The following is an 18073-nucleotide window of genomic DNA, read 5'->3' as shown; positions in this document are numbered from 1 at the left end:
GAGTATGCCTGGTCTGGACCTCTGCGGCAATGGTCAACGTACGTGAGGGCCACCCTGAGGGAATCTGATTCCCTCAGGGTTCCCCTCACGTACTCGCGGCAGCGGCCCGCGGGGTCACCTGACCGAGGGTAAGGCTGCCCCTACCGCGCTGACGCCAGTCGGCACCATGGTTCGCCCGGGGTACCCGTCCTACGTTCGGAAGTGCCAGCCGAGAACGGACGAGAAGAGAGAGGCCGACATGACGGCGGGGACGGATCTTCGACCACCGCGGGCCACGCCCGCAGCGGAGCGAACGGTACGGGTCGAGCCGGGAAAGCACTGGTGGCGGAGACCGTGGGTGGGGCCGCTGGGGCTGGTGGTGGTCGCGTTCCTGGCTTATTCGCTGCCGCCGTATCTGGCGTTCGACCCGGCGCAATCGAGGGTCCCGTCGACGTTCCCCGCGCACTACTTGTTCCTGGTGGGGCACGTGGTGTTCGGGTCGATCGCGATGGTGTCCGCGCTGCTGCAGATCTGGCCGTTGATCCGGCGGAAGTACCCGGTGCTGCACCGCTACTCCGGCCGCGCGTACGTGTTCGCGGGAGTGCTGCCGTCCGGGTTGCTGGCGCTGACGATCGGCGCGGCGACCCCGTTCGGGCCGGTGACGCGGGCCAGCGACGTGCTGCTCGCGGTGCTGTGGCTCGGTACGACGTGGGCGGGCTACCGCGCCGCTCGCGAACGCCGCTTCGGCGATCACCGGCGCTGGATGATCCGCAGCTTCGCGTTGACGATGTCGATCATTCTCAACCGGCTGATCGGCCCGATCGCGGCGATTTTCCTGGAACCGCAGATCGCCACGACGTTCGGCGGCAGCGAGATCGCGTTCGGGCAGTCGATCGCGGCGCTCGGGGCGTGGGTGAGCTGGACGGTCGCGCTGATCGCGGCGCAGCTGTGGCTCGACCGGAAACCGAAGCGCCGCGCGAGTGTTTAGCCCTCGCTGAATAGTTTGATGTCCGCGCCGCCTGCTTGTTAGAACACCAGCAGGCGGCGCGGATGCATTCGGTGCGAGGGGTACACCGAATGACAGCTCATCCGCGCCGCTGCAAAGACCGCGCGATGATCGTCCGCTGGATCTCCGACGCGCCTTCGTAAATACGCGGCGCTCGGACCTCTCGATACAAATGCTCCAGCAAATGCCCTCGCCGCAACGCTCGTGCGCCGTGCAATTGCACCGCTTGATCCACGACGTATTGCGCGGTCTCGGTCGCGAACAACTTCGCCATTGCCGCGCGACCGGCCAGGTTCTGCTCGCCCGCGTCGTAAGCCGCCGCGGCGGCGTAGACCAGCAGACGGCCGGCTTCCGTTCGCGTCGCCATTTCGGCCAGCGTGTGCGCGACTGTCTGCTGCTTCACCAACGGGCCGCCGAATGCTTCGCGCGAAGCGGTGTACTCCACGGTGGCGTCGAGGGCGGCTTGCGCCATGCCGACGGCGAAGGCGCCGACGCTCGGGCGGAACAGGTCCAAAGTGCGCATTGCTACGGCGAAACCGCGGTTTTCCTCGCCGAGCAGTTCGTCGCGGTTTACCCGGACGCCGTCGAACACCACGGTGCCAATCGGGTGTGGGCTCACCAGATCCAGGTGTTCGCCGCTGAGCCCGGCGCGGTCGCCAGGGACGACGAAGGCGCTGACGCCGCGTGAACCGGCGTCGGGAGTGGTGCGGGCGAAGACCGTGTAGAAATCGGCTTCTGGGGCGTTCGAGATCCACATTTTCGTGCCGGTGAGCCGCCAGCCGTCACCGTCTGGTTCGGCGGCTAACTGGAGGGCGGCTGCGTCGGAACCGGCGTCCGGTTCGGTCAGCGCGAAAGCGGCGACGGCGTCACCGGCGGCGACAGCGGGGAGCCAGCGCTGGACCTGTTCGTCCAAACCGGACTGGAGTACCGGGTAGCTGCCCAATCCCTGCAATGCCAGCGCGGTCTCGGCTTCGGTGCTTTGCGTGGCGAGGGCTTCCCGCAGCAGGCACAGATCGGTCGCGGCGGCCTGCCGAGTTGGCTGTCCACTTTCGACACCGGGGAACAACCGGGCGAGCAGGCCGTGCGAGCCCATTGCCTTCAGCAGTGGTCGGTTTACCGCGCCTTCGGCACCGGCGGCGGCCAGTTCGACTAGCTGTTCGGCGGCGATCTTCCGGACGGACGCGGCGTAGGCGGTCTGTTCCGGAGTGAATGCGAAAGCGTTCATCGGGCGTCCTCCGGTCGCCAGCGGGCATGGGCGGTTTGGTGGCCGCCGGTGCGGACCAGGTCGAGTCGTGGCTCTGGACCGTCGGTGCGGCCGGTCTGCGGTGGGCGTTTGCCCGCTGCCCACTGTTTCGGCCACGCCACCGGATACTCCTGCGCGGCGGCCGCGTGCAGAGTCCATTGTGGATTGAACAGGTGGGTGCGGCCGAGTGCGCACAGGTCGGCACGGCCCGCGAGGATGAGCGAGTTCACGTCGTCGTAAGAGGAAATCGCGCCGACGGCGATCACTGCGGTGCCGTAGCGACGGCCGACCTCGTTGCGGATCCGGTCGGCATACGGAGTTTGGTAGCTGCGCCCGAACTTCGGCTGTTCTTCGCTGACCACCTGGCCGGTCGACACATCGATCGCGGCCGCGCCGTGTTCGGCGAACGCCTGCGCGATGGCCACGGCTTCGTCGGCGTCGTTGCCGCCCTCGAACCAGTCGGTGGCCGATATCCGGACGGTCAGCGGACGGTCGGCCGGCCACACGGCGCGGACGGCGTCGAAGACCTCCAGAGGGAAGCGCAGCCGGTTTTCCGGGGAACCGCCGTAGGAATCGGTGCGCTGGTTGGTCAGCGGGGACAGGAAGGACGACAGCAGATAGCCGTGCGCACAGTGCAGTTCCAACAGATCGAACCCAGCGCGCGCGGCGGCTTCGGCGGCTGAGACGAACTGGTCCCGGATCTCGCCCAGTTCGGCGACGGTCAGCTCGCGCGGCGTCTGGTTGTTCGGCGAATACGGCAGCGCGGACGGCGCACAGACCTCCCAGTTGCCTTCCGGCAACGGGTCGTCAATGCCTTCCCACATCAGTTTCGTCGAGCCCTTGCGACCGGAGTGCCCCAGCTGCAACCCGATCTTCGCCGGGGTTTCGCGGTGCACGAACTCGACGATCCGCTTCCACGCGGCTTCCTGCTCGGAGGTGTAAAGCCCGGGGCAACCCGGCGTGATCCGGCCTTCGGCGGACACGCAGATCATCTCGGTCATCACCAGTCCGGCTCCGCCGAGCGCCTTGCTTCCCAGGTGCACCAGGTGGAATTCGCCAGGCACGCCGTCGACCGCGGAGTACATGTCCATCGGCGACACGATGATCCGGTTCGGCAATTCCAGCGAGCCGATCCGCACTGGCTGGAACATCGGCGGCGCGACGGAAGTACCGAGCGAATCGGCGAACCACTGATCCAGCGAGGCGGCGAATTCCTTGTCCCGCAGCTTCAGGTTGTCGTAAGTGACGCGACGGCTGCGGGTAAGCAGGTTGAACGCGAACTGCTCCGGTTCCTGATGCGTGTACTGCGCCAGATTCTCGAACCACTCCAGGCTGGCCTGCGCCGCCCGCTGCGTGGAATTGACGACCGGACGACGCTCTTCTTCATACGCAGCAAGGGCTTCCGGAACGCTCGGCTGCTCGTGCAGACACGCGGCGAGCGCGAGTGCGTCCTCCATGGCGAGCTTCGTGCCGGAACCGATCGAGAAATGCGCCGTGTGCGCCGCATCGCCGAGCAGCACGACATTGTCGTGGACCCAGCTTTCGCAGCGGACCGTGCCGAAGGTGGCCCACTTGGAGTTGTTGGCCAGCAACTGATGTCCGTCGAAAATGTCGCCGCACAGTTCGCGGATCAGCTCGATCGACTTCTCGTCGCTCTCGCCCGGGCCGAGTCCGGTGGCGGCGATCGGGCCGAATGCCCGTTGCCACACGTCTTCGTGCATCTCCAGGATGAACGTGCTGCCGTCGCGGCCGTACGGATAACCGTGGACCTGCATGATGCCGTGCGGCGTTTCGAGCACGTAGAACTTGAACGCGTCGAAGACCAGGTCAGTGCCGAGCCAGATGTACCGGCACTGCCGCGTCTCGACGGAAGGCCGGAACGAATCGGCGAACGCCGTGCGCACCGCGGAATTCACGCCGTCCGCGGCGACCACGAGATCGGAAGAAGCTGCCAGCTCGGCGGGATCCGGCGCGACACTGCGGAATCGGACATCAATGCCCATTTCGCGGCACCGCTGCTGCAGGATCGAGAGCAGCCGTTTGCGGCTCATCGCGGCGAATCCGTGCCCGCCCGAAGTGGACACGGATTCGCGGTAGTGCACGTCGATGTCGTCCCAGCGCGCGAAGTCCCGGCGCATCGCCTCGTGTACGGCCGGGTCGGCGTGCTCGATGCCGCCGAGTGTCTCGTCGGAGAAGACGACGCCGAAGCCGAACGTGTCGTCGGGCGCGTTGCGCTCCCAGACCGTGATCTCGTGGTCCGGGCCGAGTTGTTTCGCGAGCACGGCGAAGTAGAGGCCCGCTGGCCCGCCGCCGACTACTGAAATCCGCACGCCGTTCAGGGTATGTCGCGTGAAGTACGGTCGTCAAGAAGACGATAGATGGGTTACGCTCCCCGGCATGGAGCGGATCAATCCCCCCGAGCTGGGCAAGCCGTCGGGGTTCTCGCACGCGGTGGCGGCGCAGGGCCGGTTGGTGTTCCTCGCCGGGCAGACCGCGCTGGACGCGGAGAACCGGATCGTCGGCGACGGCGTGGTCGAGCAGTTCGAGCGCGCACTCGGCAACCTGCTCACCGCGTTGCGCGCGGCGGGCGGCGAACCCGCGGACCTGTGCAGCCTGACCGTCTACATCGTCGACATGGACGACTACAAGGCCAACGCGCGCGAGATCGGCCGCGTGTGGAAGCGGCTGGTGGGCGCGGATTACCCGGCGATGGCGGGTATCGGCGTGAACCGGCTGTGGGACGTCGAGGCGCTGGTGGAAGTGCAGGGCTACGCGGTGGTCAACCGCTGAGCACCTGCTGCAGGTGCGTGCGCGCGGCTTCCTCGAGCCGGTCGTGCAGCGTGAAGAACACCTCCGCGGCGCGGATGCCAGACCAGTCCTCGGGCAGCAATTCCGCGGGCAGGCACGGGTCGAGGTACGGCATCCGCCGCCAGCCGGTGAGTACGCGCAGGTAATCGGCGAACGCCTCGTCCGCGGGTGTCGTGCGGCGGCGCTGCCACCGGCGCAGCGCCGGCTCGTGCTCTTCGAGGAACGCCGTGTACAGCTCGTCCAACTGGTCCAGGTCCCACCACTCGCGCACCTTTTCGCGCGGGTCGCCGAAGGCGAGGTGCTCGGCGCGGAACACGTCGGCGTACTCAGCGAGCCCGAGGCGCTCCAGCGCGCCGACAGTGGCCTCGTACAGATGCGTCGGCGCGATCCAGACGCCTGAGGAAGCGGTGCCGAAACCCAGCCGGGACAGTTGAGTGCGCAGCACATGCCGCTTGTGCCGTTCGGTTTCCGGCACCGAGAACACCGCGAGCAGCCAGCCGTCGGCGAGTTTCGCGCGGTCCCGGCGGAAGATCCGTTCATCGCCTTCGCGGAGCAAATCCAGTGCCGTACCGGACAATTCGTACCCGGCGGATCCGTCGCGGCGCACGGCTTCGAGCACCCCGCGCCGTTTGAGCCGGGAAATCGACGACCGCACCGCGGGCTCGTCGACCCCGACCGCGGCGAGCAGATCGATCAGCGAGGCGACCGAAAGCCATTCGCCGCCGGTCAGATGGTGCACGCCGTAGACCGACACAATGAGGTGCCGGGGCTGGGCCGCGCGCCCGCCGTCGGCGTCGGCTGCTTCCGGTACGGCCGTCACCCGGTCACCATACAGTGCCGATCGCCGCCCGGGTTTCCGCGAGCGGACCGGCTCCGCCTCCTTCCGAGCGGATCGGCAAGAGGCGAGGGGTAGCATTTCCGGCGCGATGGCGTTTGTGAGCAATGCACCTTTGGTGAGCCGGCTGACCCGCCGTGGACGGCTGATGGCGAAGCGCACCTGCGACCGCCGGGGACACGCCTTCGCGTTCGGCCGGTTCCTTTTCCGTACTCCCACCGCGTGGGAGTACGCGGCGGCGGTCGCGGGCGGCAGCGATCCGGCCGCGCAGCGCTGGCTCGGCTGGCTGGCCGACTCCGTGGTGGCCGAACCGATGCGCGGCGAGGCGCTGCGCGTCGTCCCCGGCACCGGACCGGACTGGACCACGCCGGATCCGCATTCGGTGGACGTCGTCGCGATCGATCTCGTGGCCGGCCGCTGCGCCGGGCTCGTGAGCGTGCACGCGGGCGAGGACGGCGGCCCGGAAACCGGCGGCTATCTCGCGCCGGAGTATCGCGGACAGGGGTTCGGCCGCGACCTGTTCGCCGCCGGTCTCGTGCTGGCGCACGAACATCTCGGGCTTTCGCGGGTGCGCGCGGGAGCGGAGGTCGGCAACGTCGCGAGCGGTCGTTCGCTGGAAGCCGCCGGATTGCGCCGGGTGCCGGGGCCGCCGCGGTACACGCTGCCGGACGGGCGGTCTTGCGAGGCCTGGTGGTACCAGCACGACGCGGCTTGGCCGAAGAAATGCGCGGGCCCGCAGGCGCAGTGGCTAGTCGCCTCGTGAGTGGCGATCGCGGTTCTAACCGGGATTGCCACTCACGACGCATACTCCTCGTACGCCTTCAACGTCTTGATCACTAGTGCGCGTTCGCTCGGGCTCAACGGGGACAACGCTTCCTGCCACGCCTTCGCGCCGCGTGCGAGCCACGCGTCGACGGCCGGGCGCTTGTCCTCGTGGATGCTCACAATGGTGCGCCGCCGGTCGTCCGGGTCCTCGGTGCGCTCCAGGACGCCTTGCCGCGAGAGGTCGCCGATCATCAGACTCGCTGTGGTGGGCGCGATTTCGAGCCGTCCGGCGAGTTCGTTGACCGTCATCGGGCCGTCGAACAGCAGATAGGCCAGGAGCGACAGATGCCGCGGCGCGAGCGTGACGTCGTCGAGTTCCGGAGGCGGCGGCGTCCGCTTCGCCCGCCCGACGATGCGGGGCATGAGAAGCAGCAGTTCGCGGACCCCGTCTTCGACGGTCGGGCCGGGCTCGGTGACCATGTCGCGACAGTACCTGCGCGTGTGTTGACAGCCCGATTCGCGCGATCCTAGGTTTGTTGTTACATCATCAACCTGGGAGTCTTCCGATGTCGGACTGGAATCAGCAGATCATCGACGAGTTCCGCGCGAACGCGGGCAAGGTCGGCGGCATGTTCGAGGGCAAGAACATGGTGCTGGTCACGCACACCGGTGCGAAAAGCGGCAAACAGCGGGTGAGCCCGCTGGTGTACACCACCGACGGCGACCGGATCGTGATCGTCGCGTCCAAGGGCGGCGCGGACACCAACCCGGACTGGTACCACAACCTCGTCGCCAACTCGTCCGTCACGGTCGAGATCGGCACCGACAAGTTCCCGGCGACCGCGAAGCTCGTGGAAGACCGCGCCGAGCGCGACCGGCTGTACGCCAAGATGGTCGAGCACGCGGAGGGCTTCGCGGAGTACGAGAAGAAGACCGAGCGCCTGATCCCGGTCTTCGTTCTCGAACGCTGACTCAGCCCAGCGGCTGTCCGTAGACGAAGCTCCGCAGCCGCCCGGTCGACATCGGGTCCAGCGGGGCGAACAGCTTGGCGTGCGCGGCCTGAACGGTCGCCGCGTCGGGCTCGATCATCGACAGCGCGCGCACGGTGTAGCGCGAATCGGCGGTGAAGTCCGGCGCGGTGGAGTGCTGGTAGGCGCCGCCGAGCAGGTCGATGATCAGCACGGTCGGCACGGGTGCGCCCGGGCCGGCGTGGTCGAGCACAGTGCTCAGCACGTCGTCCCGGAGCGTCGGCAGCACCCGGTTGTCGCCGAGGTACGAGTGCGGGTTCGGCGGCTCCGCGGCGATCTTGCCGGAGTCGGTGAACGGCATCGTGGTGAGCGTTTCCTGCAGCGGGCCGAGCGCGCGCAGCGGTGCGACGAGCTCGTCGCCGTCGGTGCCGAGATAGGCCACCCGGATGTGCGCGATGTGCTTGCCCCGCAACGGTTCCGGCACCATCGGCAGGTCCGGGTAGGGCAGCATCGCGACCGAGGTGCCGACGGTGTCCGGCAGGTCGGCGGTCCAGTCGCGCCAGGTGCGCAGGACGTCCGGGATCTTGGCGGTGTCGAAGTACAGGCCGCCGCCGTACAGCGTGGTCACCGGCACCAGGTCGAACTCCAGCGCGGTCACGATCCCGGCGTCGATCGGGCCGGTCGTGCGGCTGCCGTCAGGCCGGACGATCTCGGCGGAGCGGACGCGGTCCGAGGCCAGGCCGAAGTGCCGGCCGAGGAGACCGAAACCGCCGCCGAGGGTGTAGCCGACCACGCCGACGCCGGGGGCCGAACCGCTCAGCGGCGCGAGCCCGTGTTCCGCGGCGGCGGTGATGACGCTGCCCCAGGTGGTTCCGGCTTCGACGCGCGCCACGGCGCGGTCAGGGTCGACGGTCACGCCGGTCATCCGACGCGTCGAGATCAGCACGCCCTCGGCCGGCGCGCGCAGGCCGTGTCCGGTCGCCTGCACGGAAACCGGCAGATCACGCTCGGCCGCGAGCCGGACCGCCGCGGCGACGTCGTCCGCGCTGGTAGCGGCGACGACCAGTTGCGGGGTGGAGCTGATGCCGGTCTGGAATCCGGCGATCTCTTCGCGGTAACCGGTCTGGTCAGGGGTGAACGTCTGCATGCCTTCAGCGTGCTGGCCCTCCGGCGATAAGTCCAAGAGATACTAGTTCCGGCAGCTAGAATGATTGGTTATGGAACTGCATCAGCTGGAGTACTTCGTCGCGGTCGCTGAGGAAGCGAACTTCACCCGTGCGGCGGCGCGGATGCACGTCGCGCAGCCCGGGGTCAGCGCGCAGATCCGGCGGCTGGAGCGCGAGCTGGGGCAGCCGTTGTTCGACCGGTCCGGCCGCACGGTAAGGCTCACCGGCGTCGGAGAGGCCGCGTTATCGCACGCTCGGGCCGCGCTGGCGGCGGTCGCGGCGGTGCGCGAGACGGTCGCGGAGCACGAGGGTCTGGTGCGCGGCCAGGTGGCGATGGGGATGGTGACTTCCCTCGGGCCGGTGGAGCTGCCGGAGTTCCTGGCCGAGTTCGCTGAGCGGTACCCCGGGGTGGAAATCACGCTCAGCGAAGCGAATTCCGACCTGATGGTCGACGCGCTGCGCGAAGGACGGCTGGACGCCGCGGTGATCGGTCTGGCCGACGGCGTGCCCGCTGGGCTGACCACGCAGATCGTGCTCGACGAGGAACTGGTCGCCGTCACCTCGCTGCGGGACGAGTTCGCCGACCGGGCCTCGATCACCCTGGCTGAGCTGGCCGAACGGTCGTTGATCTGCCTGCCGAAGGGCACCGGGATGCGCGGTGTGCTGGATCGCGGATTCGCCGCGGCCGGGCTGCATTCGCGGGTGACGATCGAAGCGAGTGATCCGAACGTGCTGGCCAAGCTCGGGATGCGCGGCCTTGGGGTGGCGTTGGTGCCGTTGTCGCTGGCTCGCTACTACGCCGAGGAGTTGCACACGCTGCGGCTGCGGCCGGAGTTGCGGGGACAGTTGGCGCTGGCATGGCGGTCGGACGGTCCGGCGGGGCCTGCGGCTCGGGCGCTCATCGAGTTTGCCCAGTCGGTGCTTTAGCGGGGCGCAAAGGATACCGACGCCGCCGCGGATTCGCCAAGGAATCCGGGCCGGAATTCCCGAACCGACGACCTGACGCTCCCGAACAGAACGGCCGCAGTGGGCCGTTCAGGTTGTCTTCCCGCGAATTCCCGGGAATTCGTCGTACTGTCGGAATCGGCCGCGAGTGCGGTCGAACTTCCCGAGAAGACGGAGGCATTTCCGTGAAGCTTGTTCGTCTCGTGCGCAAGGCCCTCCCGAGCAAGAGCCTGAAGTCTTACGCCTGGTACGGCTGGATCTGACGGTCTCATCAGGGCGGCACCGGCCGGTTCCAGAATTCCCGGTACCGGCCGGTACCGCTGCTCAAGAGGAGTTGTTCGGTGACTATTCCCGCTGAACGGAACAAAGTGCGGCAGGTGGTATTCGCGCCGCGGATTCAAGAACTGTTCGACCGTTATCGGGGGAAATCCTTCTTTCGGCTGGAACCGGACACGGTCGGCGTCGCCGGGGCGTCGTTGATGGACGCGCTGCTGCGGAGCCGTCCGGCGAATGCCGAGGAGCGGCCGACGTTCAAGCCGGTGCGCGGGCGGGTCGTCACACGGCCGGAATCGTCGGCGCTGATGCGGGCGGTCGGCGCGGACGTGCGGGCCGCGCTCAAGAAACCGCTCGGCGCCGCCAGCCTCGCCGGAACCTGGCCCGCCGTGCCGCACAACTACCTGCGCGACCTGGTGTTCGGCCGCGAACAGCGCCGGTTCCGGGTCCTCGTCGACCGTCGGCTGGAGCTCACGCCGAAGATCACCTGGGCCGCGGTCGCCACCGGTGCCGCGCTGTGGGGACGGCCCGCGCCCGAGGTCGCGCTGTCCGCCTTGGCGCGGATGGTGCTGGAAGCGGACAGCTTCGAGGAGCGCCGCTTCGCGATGTACCTCTACCGGCGCGTGGCGGGGCCGATCTGCTTCACCGTCGCCGCGCTGGTCACGAACGCTTTGTGGCTCAGTTCGCCGCTCGACGACGACGTGCCGACCGAGTACGTGCTCAACGAGGCGCTGCGCCTCCTGCCGCCGTCGTGGAACATCCTGCGCGTGCGTTCGCCGGAGTTCGCCGAGGTGGACGCCCGGATCGGCCCGGGCGACGACGTCCTGCTCCTGCCGCTGCTCAGCCACCGCGACCCCGAACTGTGGGACGCGCCCGACGAGTTCCGGCCGAGCCGCTGGGCCGCGCTGGACCCGGACAACCACCCCGGCTATCTCCCGTTCGGGCACAGCAACGAGCGCTGCTGGGGACGGCATATGGTGCTTCCGCTGGCGGCGCACATTCTCGACCTGGTCCGGCGCGACGGGCTCGTCGTCGATCCGGCGCAAACGCGGGCTCGGGTGCACCTGGACGGATTGCTGGAGGTGGCGGACGTGCGGGTCGTGCGTGCCTGAGGGCTCTTGACAACGTGTCAACGGAGGCGTTCCCCTGGACGGATGCTCCAGGACGGCATGCTCGGCGTCAGCCTGCTCGCGGGCGGCGCGAACGTGATCATGCAGCTGGGCCGGCCCGAGGTCGGGTACGGCGTGCTGGAAAGCCGCGTCGATTCCGGGAATCTCTTCAAACATCCGCTGAAACGCACGCGCACCACCGTCACCTACCTCGCGGTCGCCGTGCTGGGCACGGACGCTGACCGGGCGGCGTACCGGCGAGCGGTGAATTCCGTGCACACGCAGGTGGTTTCGACTGAGGCGAGCCCGGTGCAGTACCGCGCTTTCGACCGGGAACTGCAGCTGTGGGTCGCCGCCTGTCTGTGTCACGGCGTCGAGGACGTGCACCGCGCGTTTCTCGGTCGGTCCGCGCCGGAATCGTGGTACGCCGAGGCCGCGGTGCTGGGCACGACGCTGCAGGTGCGTCCGGAAGACTGGCCGGACGACTTCGCCGCGTATTGGGCGGACGGACTGGCCCAAGTGGACATCGACGATCGGCTCCGCGAGTACCTCACGGCCATCGCGAATCTGGAGTTCCTGCCGCGGCCGTTGTCGTTCCTCTTCGGACGGTTCCACCGCTTCGTGACGACCGGCTTCCTGCCGGAGGTGTTCCGCGAGCAGATGCGGCTGCCGTGGTCGGCCGCGGACCAGCGCCGGTTCGATCGGCTGACGCGCGGGATCGGCCGAATGGTCGAACGGCTTCCGTTGCGGGTGCGGCGGTTCCCCTACGACGCTTGTCTCGCTGACTTCCGGCGGCGGTTGCGGAAGGGAAAACCGCTCGTCTAAGCGGTTGACCGGATTGCGGTGGTCGGCAAGGGTTGGCGTATGGCCAAAGCGGATGAGGTGCGCGAAGGGGTTTCCCTGACCAACCTCGACCAGGAGCTGTTCGTCGACGCTGGGGTGAGCAAGCGCGACCTCGTCGACTATTTCGACGCCGTCTCGGACCGGTTGCTGCCGGTGCTGCGCGACCGTCCGCTGTCGGTGATGCGGGTGCTGCGCGGCCAGGACGCGTTCATGCAGAAGAACCTGCCGAAGTACACGCCGGAGTGGGTGCCGCGGGCGAAACTGTGGGCGGAGAGTTCACAACGGACAGTCACCTACGGCCTGTGCAACGACCGCCGGACCCTGCTGTGGTTCGGCAATCAGCGCGCGGTCGAACTGCATCCCGCGCTGACGCGAGTGGAGCCGGTCGGCCAGACCGATCTGATCATGGACCTCGATCCACCCGACGGCGCGGACTTCAGTGTCGCGGTCGCGGCGGCCCGGCTAGTGCGGCAGGCCTTGGCCGACGTCGGGCTCGCCGGTGCGTTGAAGACCAGCGGATCCAAGGGTGTGCACGTGTTCGTGCCGCTGGTTCCCGGTCTGTCCTTTGAGGACGTCGCGGCGGCGACCCGGGCGGTCGGTGCGCGGGCGGAACGGATCGATCCGGAGTTGGCGACCACGGCGTTCATCCGGGAAGACCGGCACGGCAAGGTGTTTCTCGACTCGACCCGCGCGGGCGGGGCTACGGTGGCGGCCGCTTACAGTCCGCGAATTCGGCCGGGTGCGCCGGTGTCGTTCCCGGTTCGCTGGGCGGACGCGGACAACGTCAAACCGGCGGATTTCACCGTGAAGACCGCGATGGGGCTGCTGGGCAACGCTGATCCGTGGGCGGAGGAATTGCCGGAGCCGCAGGAACTTCCGGCGGATCTCGTGGCCGAGGGGCATACGATCCCGGTCGCCCGGGTCGCGGCGATGCACGAGGGCAAACGCCGGGCCCGGGCGCGACGGGAGTCAGGGGAGAGCGAGTAGGTCCTGGTGGTGCACGGTGACCTCGGTGATCTGCCGATCCTCGGGCACTGCCAGCGTCGGGTCTTGTTCTCGTGCTGCGGCAATGAATCCGCGGTACCAGGTGTCGATGAGTTCGCGGTGTTCCGGCCCGAGCCGCCACGGTGCCGGTCTGGTGTGGACTGTCCAACCGTGACGCTGGAACTCCGCCGCGGTGAAGGCGACGGCTTCCGGGCCTAGCTTTCCGTCACGGCGTTGGTGGTTGTTGAATGCCTCGTTGAGTGCTTCGTCTGCCGTGTCCGCGGGGGTGATTTGAGCTGACCCCGTCACGGACAAGGTGAGCAAAGCTGGACATTGAGCGTCTACACAGGACTTCACCAATCGCTGAATCTCCTCCTTGGTAAGGAGATCCAGCAGCGCGGAAGCCGTCACTAAAGAAGTGCCGCTGATGTCCAGCCGGGTCACGTCTACTTGTTCCGTCTCGACGACGATTCCCGAGGGAAGGCCGCGCGCGGCGATCTCCAGCAACCGCGGGTCCTGGTCGTGCAGGATCCACCGCTGCGGCTTCGGCAGACGACCGCTCAACCAGCGTCCCATCGCTCCGGTGCCGCAGCCGAGATCCCGGATGACCGCCGGACTGGGCGGCAGCAAGGCGACCAGATCGGCCGCCCGGGCCGCGGTGTCGGCGGGCTCCCTGAGTGCCAGCCATTCCGGCGCGTAACCGGAGGAGTCCACTGTGGTCACAACGAACGCTCGTATCCGGCCGAAGCGGCGTGGGATTCGTGCAGGGTCACCGAAATCTGTGCCAGCCCGCGCGCGTTCTCGCCGAGTTCCCCGGCGTGGATCCGGTCCGCGAGTCGGTCGGCGATCACCTTGGCGAGGTATTCCGTCGACGTGTTGATGCCCGCGAAATCGGGTTCGTCGTCGAGGTTCCGGTAGTTCAGGTCGGCGAGCACCGCGCCCAGCTGCTGCGTGGCGAGCCCGATGTCGACGACGATGTTGTCCGAGTCCAATTCGGACCGCCGGAACGTCGCGTCGACCACGAACGTCGCGCCGTGCAAGCGTTGCGCCGGGCCGAAAACCTCGCCGCGGAAACTGTGGGCGACCATGATGTGATCGCGCACGGTGACACTGAACAACGCGTTCTCCTTTACGGGTAGGTGATCCGGTGAGCCAGTCCGCGCAGAGTTCCGTCCGCCAGTCGTGCCGCGACGTCCGGCAGTTCGGCGAAGGCGGATTCGCCGGTGACGAGGACGTCGAACGCCGGGTCCGCGAGCAGCCGCAGCGCCAGCGCCATCCGGTCGCCGTACCCGCGCCGCGCCGAGCGAGCGGGGGAAACGGTGCCGACCTGGCTGCCGCGCACGGTGAGCCGCCGCGAATGGAAGTTCTCGCCGAGCGGCACCGACACCTGACGGTCGCCGTACCAGCTCAGCTCGACCACGGTGCCCTCGTTGCCGAGCAGCTCCAGCGAACGCGCGAGCCCGGCGTCGGTCGCGCTGGCGTGCACCACGAGGTCGAGGTCGCCGGTCGCGGTTTCCGGGGTGGCGTAACGGATGCCGAACGCGCCCGCCACCTCCGCGCGGTCCGGGTCGGGGTCGACGAGCTGGACGTCCACGCCGGGAAACCGGGACAGCAGCCGCGCGACACTGCAGCCGACCATCCCCGCCCCGACCACCGCGATCCGGTCGCCGACCAGCGGTGCCGCGTCCCAGAGGGCGTTGACCGCGGTCTCGACAGTCCCGGCGAGCACCGCCCGCGCCGCGGGAACGTCGTCCGGCACCACCGTGACCGCCGACGCGGGCACGACGTACTCGGTCTGATGCGGGTAGAGGCAGAACACCGTGCGGCCGGTCAGCTCAGGCGGTCCGGAAAGGACCTCGCCGACGTTCAGGTAGCCGTACTTGACCGGCCACGGAAAGTCGCCCTCCTGATACGGCGCGCGCATGATGTCCTGCTGGCTCGCGGGCACGCCGCCGCGCAATACGAGACTTTCCGTACCTCGGCTCAACGCCGAGAATCGCGTTCGGACCAGCACTTCGTCGGCTTGTGGAGCAGCCACCTCCGCCGATCGGACCTCCCCGCCCGCGGCCGAAGTGAACCAGAAAGCCCGCACCGCCCGTGTCAAGGTTGTCCTCCGTTGCTGCCGGATCGAGGCGAAATGGCTGTCTCCACCTGTACACGAACCCCGGCCGAGCTGGGTTCAACTGTCGTCCAGCAGGCCCCCGCGCTGCTGGCGCAACTCGCGCTGCTGACGTTGCTGACCGTCACGACCGGCCTCGGCCTCGCCGGCTGGGCAGTCGGCGTCGCCTACCTCCTCGGCCTGTTGGTGCTGCTCACCCAGGGCGCCTGGCGGATCCGCGTCTACCGGCTGGGCCCGGCAGACCAGGTGACCCTCGCCCGAGCGGCCCTGATCGGCACCGTGACGGCCTTGGTAGCCGACCGCCTGGGCGGGCACCCGCCGCTGGCCTTGATCGTCCCCATCGCAGCCGTTGCCCTGGCCCTGGACGCCCTAGACGGCTACGTCGCCCGCCGCACCGGAACCGTCTCCGCGCTGGGCGCCCGCTTCGACATGGAGGCGGACGCGTTCCTGATCCTGGTGCTGAGCGTCCTGGTCGCCACGACGGTCGGCCCGTGGGTCCTGGCGATCGGCCTGATGCGCTACGCCTTCGTCGGGGCGGCCCGCCTGTGGCCGTGGCTCCGGGCCCCGCTGCGCCCTAGTTGGGCCCGAAAGGCAGTCGCAGCCTTGCAAGGAATCGCTCTGACAGCTGCGGTGGCCGGGCTCGCGCCGGTGGTTTTGGCGGGGATCGCGGTGGCGACGTTGAGCTGGTCCTTTGGGCGAGATGTGTGGTGGCTGTACCGGAACCGTGCCGCCTGAATTCCGCGACCGCGATTCTCCACGGCCGGGGTTTACGTATCAAAACCGTGCTTCCCGCACTGTCGTGGGCTCTTGTTTTCGCGGTACCGCGAAAAGGGCCAGCCGTTCGCCCCGCAGTTCCGCTTGAGCGGACTACCGCAGGTAGAACGACTGGCCCCGGGATGTGGTATCGGCCCCCCTCCGGCTGATCGCCAACCTCCCAATGCCCACCTTAGCGGTGCCCGAATGTCGCCGCTTAACCCGTCCGTGGGTAACTCGTCGGTATTCCTTTTCGGGGTATCTGTCAGTGGGTCAATAGTGTGGGGAATTGCGTTCGAGCTGCGGATCCGTTGTGATTAGCGATCGCAAAAAGAAACCGTACGGGGATCTTGCTGGCCATAGCTCGCCGTCGTGAATGCGGTCAGGGACGGCGAGGGTCGGTGACCTGGTATCCATCCCGCAGCGGTCCTCCTGTCTGGTCCAGCACCGCACGGGCGACCGCGCCGAGCCGTGACGCATCGGGCGCGGCGGTGGCCAGCTGCTCGGCCAGCCGGGGGTCGTGGTCGTGGAGTTCGCGCCACAGCCATTTGCCGGTGCCCTGCCAGTGCTGTCCGGCCAGCAGGGCCAGTTGCGCGGTCTTGGTCAGCACCCGAGCGGCGATGAAGGCGATCTCGGCCGGGTCGCTGGCTCCGGTCAGGTCGTCGAGCAGGTCGGTGAGGTCGTAACGCTGGGCGTCGAGTTCGCCCGACGTCGCGGCGGCCGGGCCCGCGGCCAGCCGTTGCCGCATCTCGGCCTGCAGCCGGGTGCCGAGGCCGTCGTCGGCCACGAGTGCTCCCTCAGCGATGAGCCGGGGGATCCCTGGCCAGCGGCGGACCAGATTGTCGGCGCAATAGGCGCGCAAGGTTGCTTCGTCGTGCACCAGTGCTTCCACCGGCCAGTTTTCCCAGGTGAACGACTGTCGGCACGGGGCGTCGCGGGGTCCGGTGACCACCACGAGGTCGAGGTCGGACGTCGGCGTGCGCCGGTCGGTCAGCACGCTGCCGCCGACGATCACCACCCGCGCGTCCGCGAACGACCGGCGGGCAAGTTCACCGGCGGCGGCAACCGGTTCGCTTCTCAACCCTTGGCGCTCAACTGCCACGAAACACCCCACCGGTCATTGACCCACGCGAACGGCCCGAAGCCGTAATCATCGAGCGGCATCAGGGTTCCGCCGCCTTCGCCGAGGGCCTCGTAGATCCGCTTGAGTTCGTCGGCCGAATCGACGGTGACGAACAGCGAGGTCGACGGCGTGAAGTCGAAGCCGTGCTGGACGAAGCTGTCGCTGCACCGCACCCGCTGCCCGGCGACGGTGAACTCGGCCATCACGATCGTTCCCTCCGGACCGGGGCCGTCGGCGCCGTAACGCTCCTCGGACAGCACGGAGTCGCCGGGGAACAACGAGGTGTAGAAGGCCATCGCCTCGGCGGCGTCGCGCTTCTGGAACATCAGGAACGGCACCAGGTCGGTCATCGGACTGCCTTTCGCGGGTTGGGGTCAGGTCCGAACGTCGCATTGACAAGAAGTTTTGTCAAGCGCGCAACACGACGCAGGCGAAGCCGAACGAGTGCCGGTAATCCCGGAGCCATTCGTCCCGATGAGTGGCCGCCGCGGCGAGTGCTTCGGCCTGGTCGGGGTCTTCCGGGTGGTCCAGAGCCCATTCGGTGAGGCTGCCGGTCCACGACCATTCGTAGGCGTCGAGTTCGCCGCGCGTGCTGGTGTGGCCGTGGGTCGGCGTCCATCCGGCGGAAATCACCTGGTCGAGGAGTTCGGGCAGGTCGGGCAGGTCGCCGAAGATTTCGACGGCGGCGGGGGTTGGCTCGGATTCCCAGTAGGCGTCGCCGAGCAGAGCGCGGCCGCCGGGGCGGACGTGGGTTCGCAAGGTGGCGAGGGTGTCCGTCAATCCGTCGAAGGCGTGGGTGGAGCCGATGCACAGGACGGTGTCGAATTCGGCGGTGGCGGGGAATTCGGCGGCGGGCTGCTGGTGGAGGGTCAAGCGGTCGGCGACGCCTTGAGCAGCGGCGGCCTCTCGGGCGCGCGAGAGGGCGAGTTCCGAGGTGTCGACGCCGACCGCGCGGAGTTTCGGGTACGCGGCGAGAGCGCGGATCAGCCATTCGGCACCGCCGCAGCCTAGGTCCAAAAGAACCGCGTCCTCGCGCGGGATGCTGCGGTCTAGCAGGCGTTGGACCTCGTCGTCGTTGATCGGGGCCGCGATGGGATGCCGGGTGTGGGCGAGTGCGGAAAGTCGTTCACGGTTCACGCGCGGCAGGCTGACAC

At 68.4% G+C, this 18073-nt stretch carries 21 protein-coding genes; 10 read left to right on the top strand and 11 right to left on the bottom strand.

Features of this window, described 5'->3' with window-relative positions; all coding sequences use genetic code 11:
• The first annotated feature begins 337 nt into the window (after positions 1-337).
• Positions 338-967, top strand: coding sequence for a DUF2306 domain-containing protein (locus ACWDNU_RS01950; RefSeq protein ID WP_449667341.1), 630 nt, complete (start codon positions 338-340; stop codon positions 965-967).
• A gap of 97 nt (positions 968-1064) precedes the next feature.
• On the opposite strand, the gene ACWDNU_RS01945 is transcribed toward ACWDNU_RS01950, so the two are convergent.
• Together ACWDNU_RS01945 and ACWDNU_RS01940 are read right to left on the bottom strand one after the other, a co-directional pair.
• A complete protein-coding gene (locus ACWDNU_RS01945) occupies positions 1065-2210 on the bottom strand; it encodes an acyl-CoA dehydrogenase family protein (RefSeq protein WP_043830646.1) in 1146 nt (381 codons plus the stop codon).
• Positions 2207-4558 (bottom strand): bifunctional salicylyl-CoA 5-hydroxylase/oxidoreductase, encoded by a 2352-nt coding sequence (locus tag ACWDNU_RS01940; protein ID WP_449667340.1) that lies wholly within the window; start codon positions 4556-4558, stop codon positions 2207-2209. Before ACWDNU_RS01940 ends, ACWDNU_RS01945 begins: the two co-directional genes overlap by 4 nt.
• Positions 4559-4625: 67 nt before the next feature.
• On the opposite strand from ACWDNU_RS01940, the gene ACWDNU_RS01935 reads away from it, so the two are divergent.
• The gene (locus tag ACWDNU_RS01935) at positions 4626-5018 is read left to right on the top strand and encodes a RidA family protein (RefSeq protein ID WP_449667339.1); all 393 of its coding nucleotides are present in this window, start codon (positions 4626-4628) and stop codon (positions 5016-5018) included.
• Here ACWDNU_RS01935 and ACWDNU_RS01930 read toward each other — a convergent pair.
• Positions 5008-5856, bottom strand: a complete 849-nt coding sequence (locus tag ACWDNU_RS01930; RefSeq protein ID WP_449667338.1) for a PaaX family transcriptional regulator — start codon at positions 5854-5856, stop codon at positions 5008-5010. The two genes, ACWDNU_RS01935 and ACWDNU_RS01930, sit on opposite strands and share 11 nt — an antisense overlap.
• A 163-nt stretch (positions 5857-6019) precedes the next feature.
• On the opposite strand from ACWDNU_RS01930, the gene ACWDNU_RS01925 reads away from it, so the two are divergent.
• The gene (locus ACWDNU_RS01925) at positions 6020-6634 is read left to right on the top strand and encodes a GNAT family N-acetyltransferase (protein ID WP_449667337.1); all 615 of its coding nucleotides are present in this window, start codon (positions 6020-6022) and stop codon (positions 6632-6634) included.
• A gap of 32 nt (positions 6635-6666) precedes the next feature.
• Here ACWDNU_RS01925 and ACWDNU_RS01920 read toward each other — a convergent pair whose 3' ends face one another.
• Positions 6667-7116: a MarR family winged helix-turn-helix transcriptional regulator gene (locus ACWDNU_RS01920; protein WP_370933894.1), complete on the bottom strand. Its 450-nt coding sequence runs from the start codon at positions 7114-7116 to the stop codon at positions 6667-6669.
• Positions 7117-7202: 86 nt separating this feature from the next.
• Between ACWDNU_RS01920 and ACWDNU_RS01915 the strand changes: the two genes are divergently transcribed.
• A complete protein-coding gene (locus ACWDNU_RS01915; RefSeq protein WP_449667336.1) occupies positions 7203-7607 on the top strand; it encodes a nitroreductase family deazaflavin-dependent oxidoreductase in 405 nt (134 codons plus the stop codon).
• Position 7608: 1 nt separating this feature from the next.
• Here the strand turns inward: ACWDNU_RS01915 and ACWDNU_RS01910 are convergent, their stop codons facing one another.
• Positions 7609-8751 carry an FAD-binding oxidoreductase gene (locus ACWDNU_RS01910; protein ID WP_449667335.1) on the bottom strand — a complete coding sequence of 381 codons (1143 nt, stop codon included), beginning with the start codon at positions 8749-8751 and terminating at the stop codon, positions 7609-7611.
• 70 nt (positions 8752-8821) lie between these two features.
• Between ACWDNU_RS01910 and ACWDNU_RS01905 the strand changes: the two genes are divergently transcribed.
• The 5 genes from ACWDNU_RS01905 (at position 8822) to ACWDNU_RS01885 (ending at position 12927) form a co-directional block, all read left to right on the top strand.
• Complete coding sequence (locus tag ACWDNU_RS01905; RefSeq protein ID WP_449667334.1) at positions 8822-9697, top strand: LysR family transcriptional regulator; 876 nt, start codon at positions 8822-8824, stop codon at positions 9695-9697.
• Entirely contained in the window at positions 9628-9978 is a 351-nt protein-coding gene (locus tag ACWDNU_RS01900) for a tryptorubin family RiPP precursor (RefSeq protein WP_449667333.1), read from the top strand. Before ACWDNU_RS01905 ends, ACWDNU_RS01900 begins: the two co-directional genes overlap by 70 nt.
• Before the next feature lie 78 nt (positions 9979-10056).
• The gene (locus ACWDNU_RS01895) at positions 10057-11100 is read left to right on the top strand and encodes a cytochrome P450 (RefSeq protein WP_449667332.1); all 1044 of its coding nucleotides are present in this window, start codon (positions 10057-10059) and stop codon (positions 11098-11100) included.
• 42 nt (positions 11101-11142) lie between these two features.
• Positions 11143-11922 (top strand): oxygenase MpaB family protein, encoded by a 780-nt coding sequence (locus ACWDNU_RS01890; protein ID WP_449667331.1) that lies wholly within the window; start codon positions 11143-11145, stop codon positions 11920-11922.
• A gap of 39 nt (positions 11923-11961) precedes the next feature.
• Positions 11962-12927, top strand: a complete 966-nt coding sequence (locus ACWDNU_RS01885; protein WP_449667330.1) for a DNA polymerase domain-containing protein — start codon at positions 11962-11964, stop codon at positions 12925-12927.
• Here ACWDNU_RS01885 and ACWDNU_RS01880 read toward each other — a convergent pair.
• From ACWDNU_RS01880 to ACWDNU_RS01870, 3 genes are read right to left on the bottom strand one after another with little or no spacing between them, the layout of a single operon-like run.
• Positions 12910-13647, bottom strand: a complete 738-nt coding sequence (locus ACWDNU_RS01880; RefSeq protein WP_449667329.1) for a class I SAM-dependent methyltransferase — start codon at positions 13645-13647, stop codon at positions 12910-12912. The genes ACWDNU_RS01885 and ACWDNU_RS01880 overlap by 18 nt on opposite strands.
• Positions 13644-14042: a 6-pyruvoyl trahydropterin synthase family protein gene (locus ACWDNU_RS01875; RefSeq protein WP_037811036.1), complete on the bottom strand. Its 399-nt coding sequence runs from the start codon at positions 14040-14042 to the stop codon at positions 13644-13646. Before ACWDNU_RS01875 ends, ACWDNU_RS01880 begins: the two co-directional genes overlap by 4 nt.
• A gap of 11 nt (positions 14043-14053) precedes the next feature.
• Positions 14054-15028, bottom strand: a complete 975-nt coding sequence (locus ACWDNU_RS01870; RefSeq protein ID WP_449667328.1) for a zinc-dependent alcohol dehydrogenase — start codon at positions 15026-15028, stop codon at positions 14054-14056.
• Between the two features lie 33 nt (positions 15029-15061).
• Between ACWDNU_RS01870 and ACWDNU_RS01865 the strand changes: the two genes are divergently transcribed.
• Entirely contained in the window at positions 15062-15778 is a 717-nt protein-coding gene (locus ACWDNU_RS01865; RefSeq protein ID WP_449667327.1) for a CDP-alcohol phosphatidyltransferase family protein, read from the top strand.
• A 400-nt stretch (positions 15779-16178) separates the two neighbouring features.
• On the opposite strand, the gene ACWDNU_RS01860 is transcribed toward ACWDNU_RS01865, so the two are convergent.
• Genes ACWDNU_RS01860 through ACWDNU_RS01850 form a run of 3 tightly spaced genes read right to left on the bottom strand, consistent with a single transcriptional unit; the run spans position 16179 to position 18056 of the window.
• Positions 16179-16898 (bottom strand): nucleotidyltransferase domain-containing protein, encoded by a 720-nt coding sequence (locus tag ACWDNU_RS01860; RefSeq protein ID WP_449667326.1) that lies wholly within the window; start codon positions 16896-16898, stop codon positions 16179-16181.
• Positions 16874-17269 carry a VOC family protein gene (locus tag ACWDNU_RS01855; protein ID WP_449667325.1) on the bottom strand — a complete coding sequence of 132 codons (396 nt, stop codon included), beginning with the start codon at positions 17267-17269 and terminating at the stop codon, positions 16874-16876. The genes ACWDNU_RS01860 and ACWDNU_RS01855 overlap by 25 nt, the downstream gene beginning before the upstream one ends.
• A gap of 58 nt (positions 17270-17327) precedes the next feature.
• A complete protein-coding gene (locus ACWDNU_RS01850) occupies positions 17328-18056 on the bottom strand; it encodes an SAM-dependent methyltransferase (protein ID WP_449667324.1) in 729 nt (242 codons plus the stop codon).
• Positions 18057-18073 lie beyond the last annotated feature (17 nt).

Source organism: Amycolatopsis sp. NPDC003676 (assembly GCF_053587275.1).
The sequence above is the reverse complement of the archived record's forward strand: the minus strand, read 5'-3'. Positions and strand labels throughout refer to the sequence as shown.

Bases quoted from the DNA above. Each gene is read 5' to 3' on its own strand.
- ACWDNU_RS01945 (WP_043830646.1), bottom strand. From the start codon at position 2,210: ATGAACGCTTTCGCATTCACTCCGGAACAGACCGCCTACGCCGCGTCC.
- ACWDNU_RS01935 (WP_449667339.1), top strand. From the start codon at position 4,626: ATGGAGCGGATCAATCCCCCCGAGCTGGGCAAGCCGTCGGGGTTCTCG.
- ACWDNU_RS01925 (WP_449667337.1), top strand. From the start codon at position 6,020: ATGGCGAAGCGCACCTGCGACCGCCGGGGACACGCCTTCGCGTTCGGC.
- ACWDNU_RS01920 (WP_370933894.1), bottom strand. From the start codon at position 7,116: ATGGTCACCGAGCCCGGCCCGACCGTCGAAGACGGGGTCCGCGAACTG.
- ACWDNU_RS01915 (WP_449667336.1), top strand. From the start codon at position 7,203: ATGTCGGACTGGAATCAGCAGATCATCGACGAGTTCCGCGCGAACGCG.
- ACWDNU_RS01910 (WP_449667335.1), bottom strand. From the start codon at position 8,751: ATGCAGACGTTCACCCCTGACCAGACCGGTTACCGCGAAGAGATCGCC.
- ACWDNU_RS01905 (WP_449667334.1), top strand. From the start codon at position 8,822: ATGGAACTGCATCAGCTGGAGTACTTCGTCGCGGTCGCTGAGGAAGCG.
- ACWDNU_RS01900 (WP_449667333.1), top strand. From the start codon at position 9,628: ATGGCGGTCGGACGGTCCGGCGGGGCCTGCGGCTCGGGCGCTCATCGA.
- ACWDNU_RS01890 (WP_449667331.1), top strand. From the start codon at position 11,143: ATGCTCCAGGACGGCATGCTCGGCGTCAGCCTGCTCGCGGGCGGCGCG.
- ACWDNU_RS01885 (WP_449667330.1), top strand. From the start codon at position 11,962: ATGGCCAAAGCGGATGAGGTGCGCGAAGGGGTTTCCCTGACCAACCTC.
- ACWDNU_RS01865 (WP_449667327.1), top strand. From the start codon at position 15,062: ATGGCTGTCTCCACCTGTACACGAACCCCGGCCGAGCTGGGTTCAACT.
- ACWDNU_RS01855 (WP_449667325.1), bottom strand. From the start codon at position 17,269: ATGACCGACCTGGTGCCGTTCCTGATGTTCCAGAAGCGCGACGCCGCC.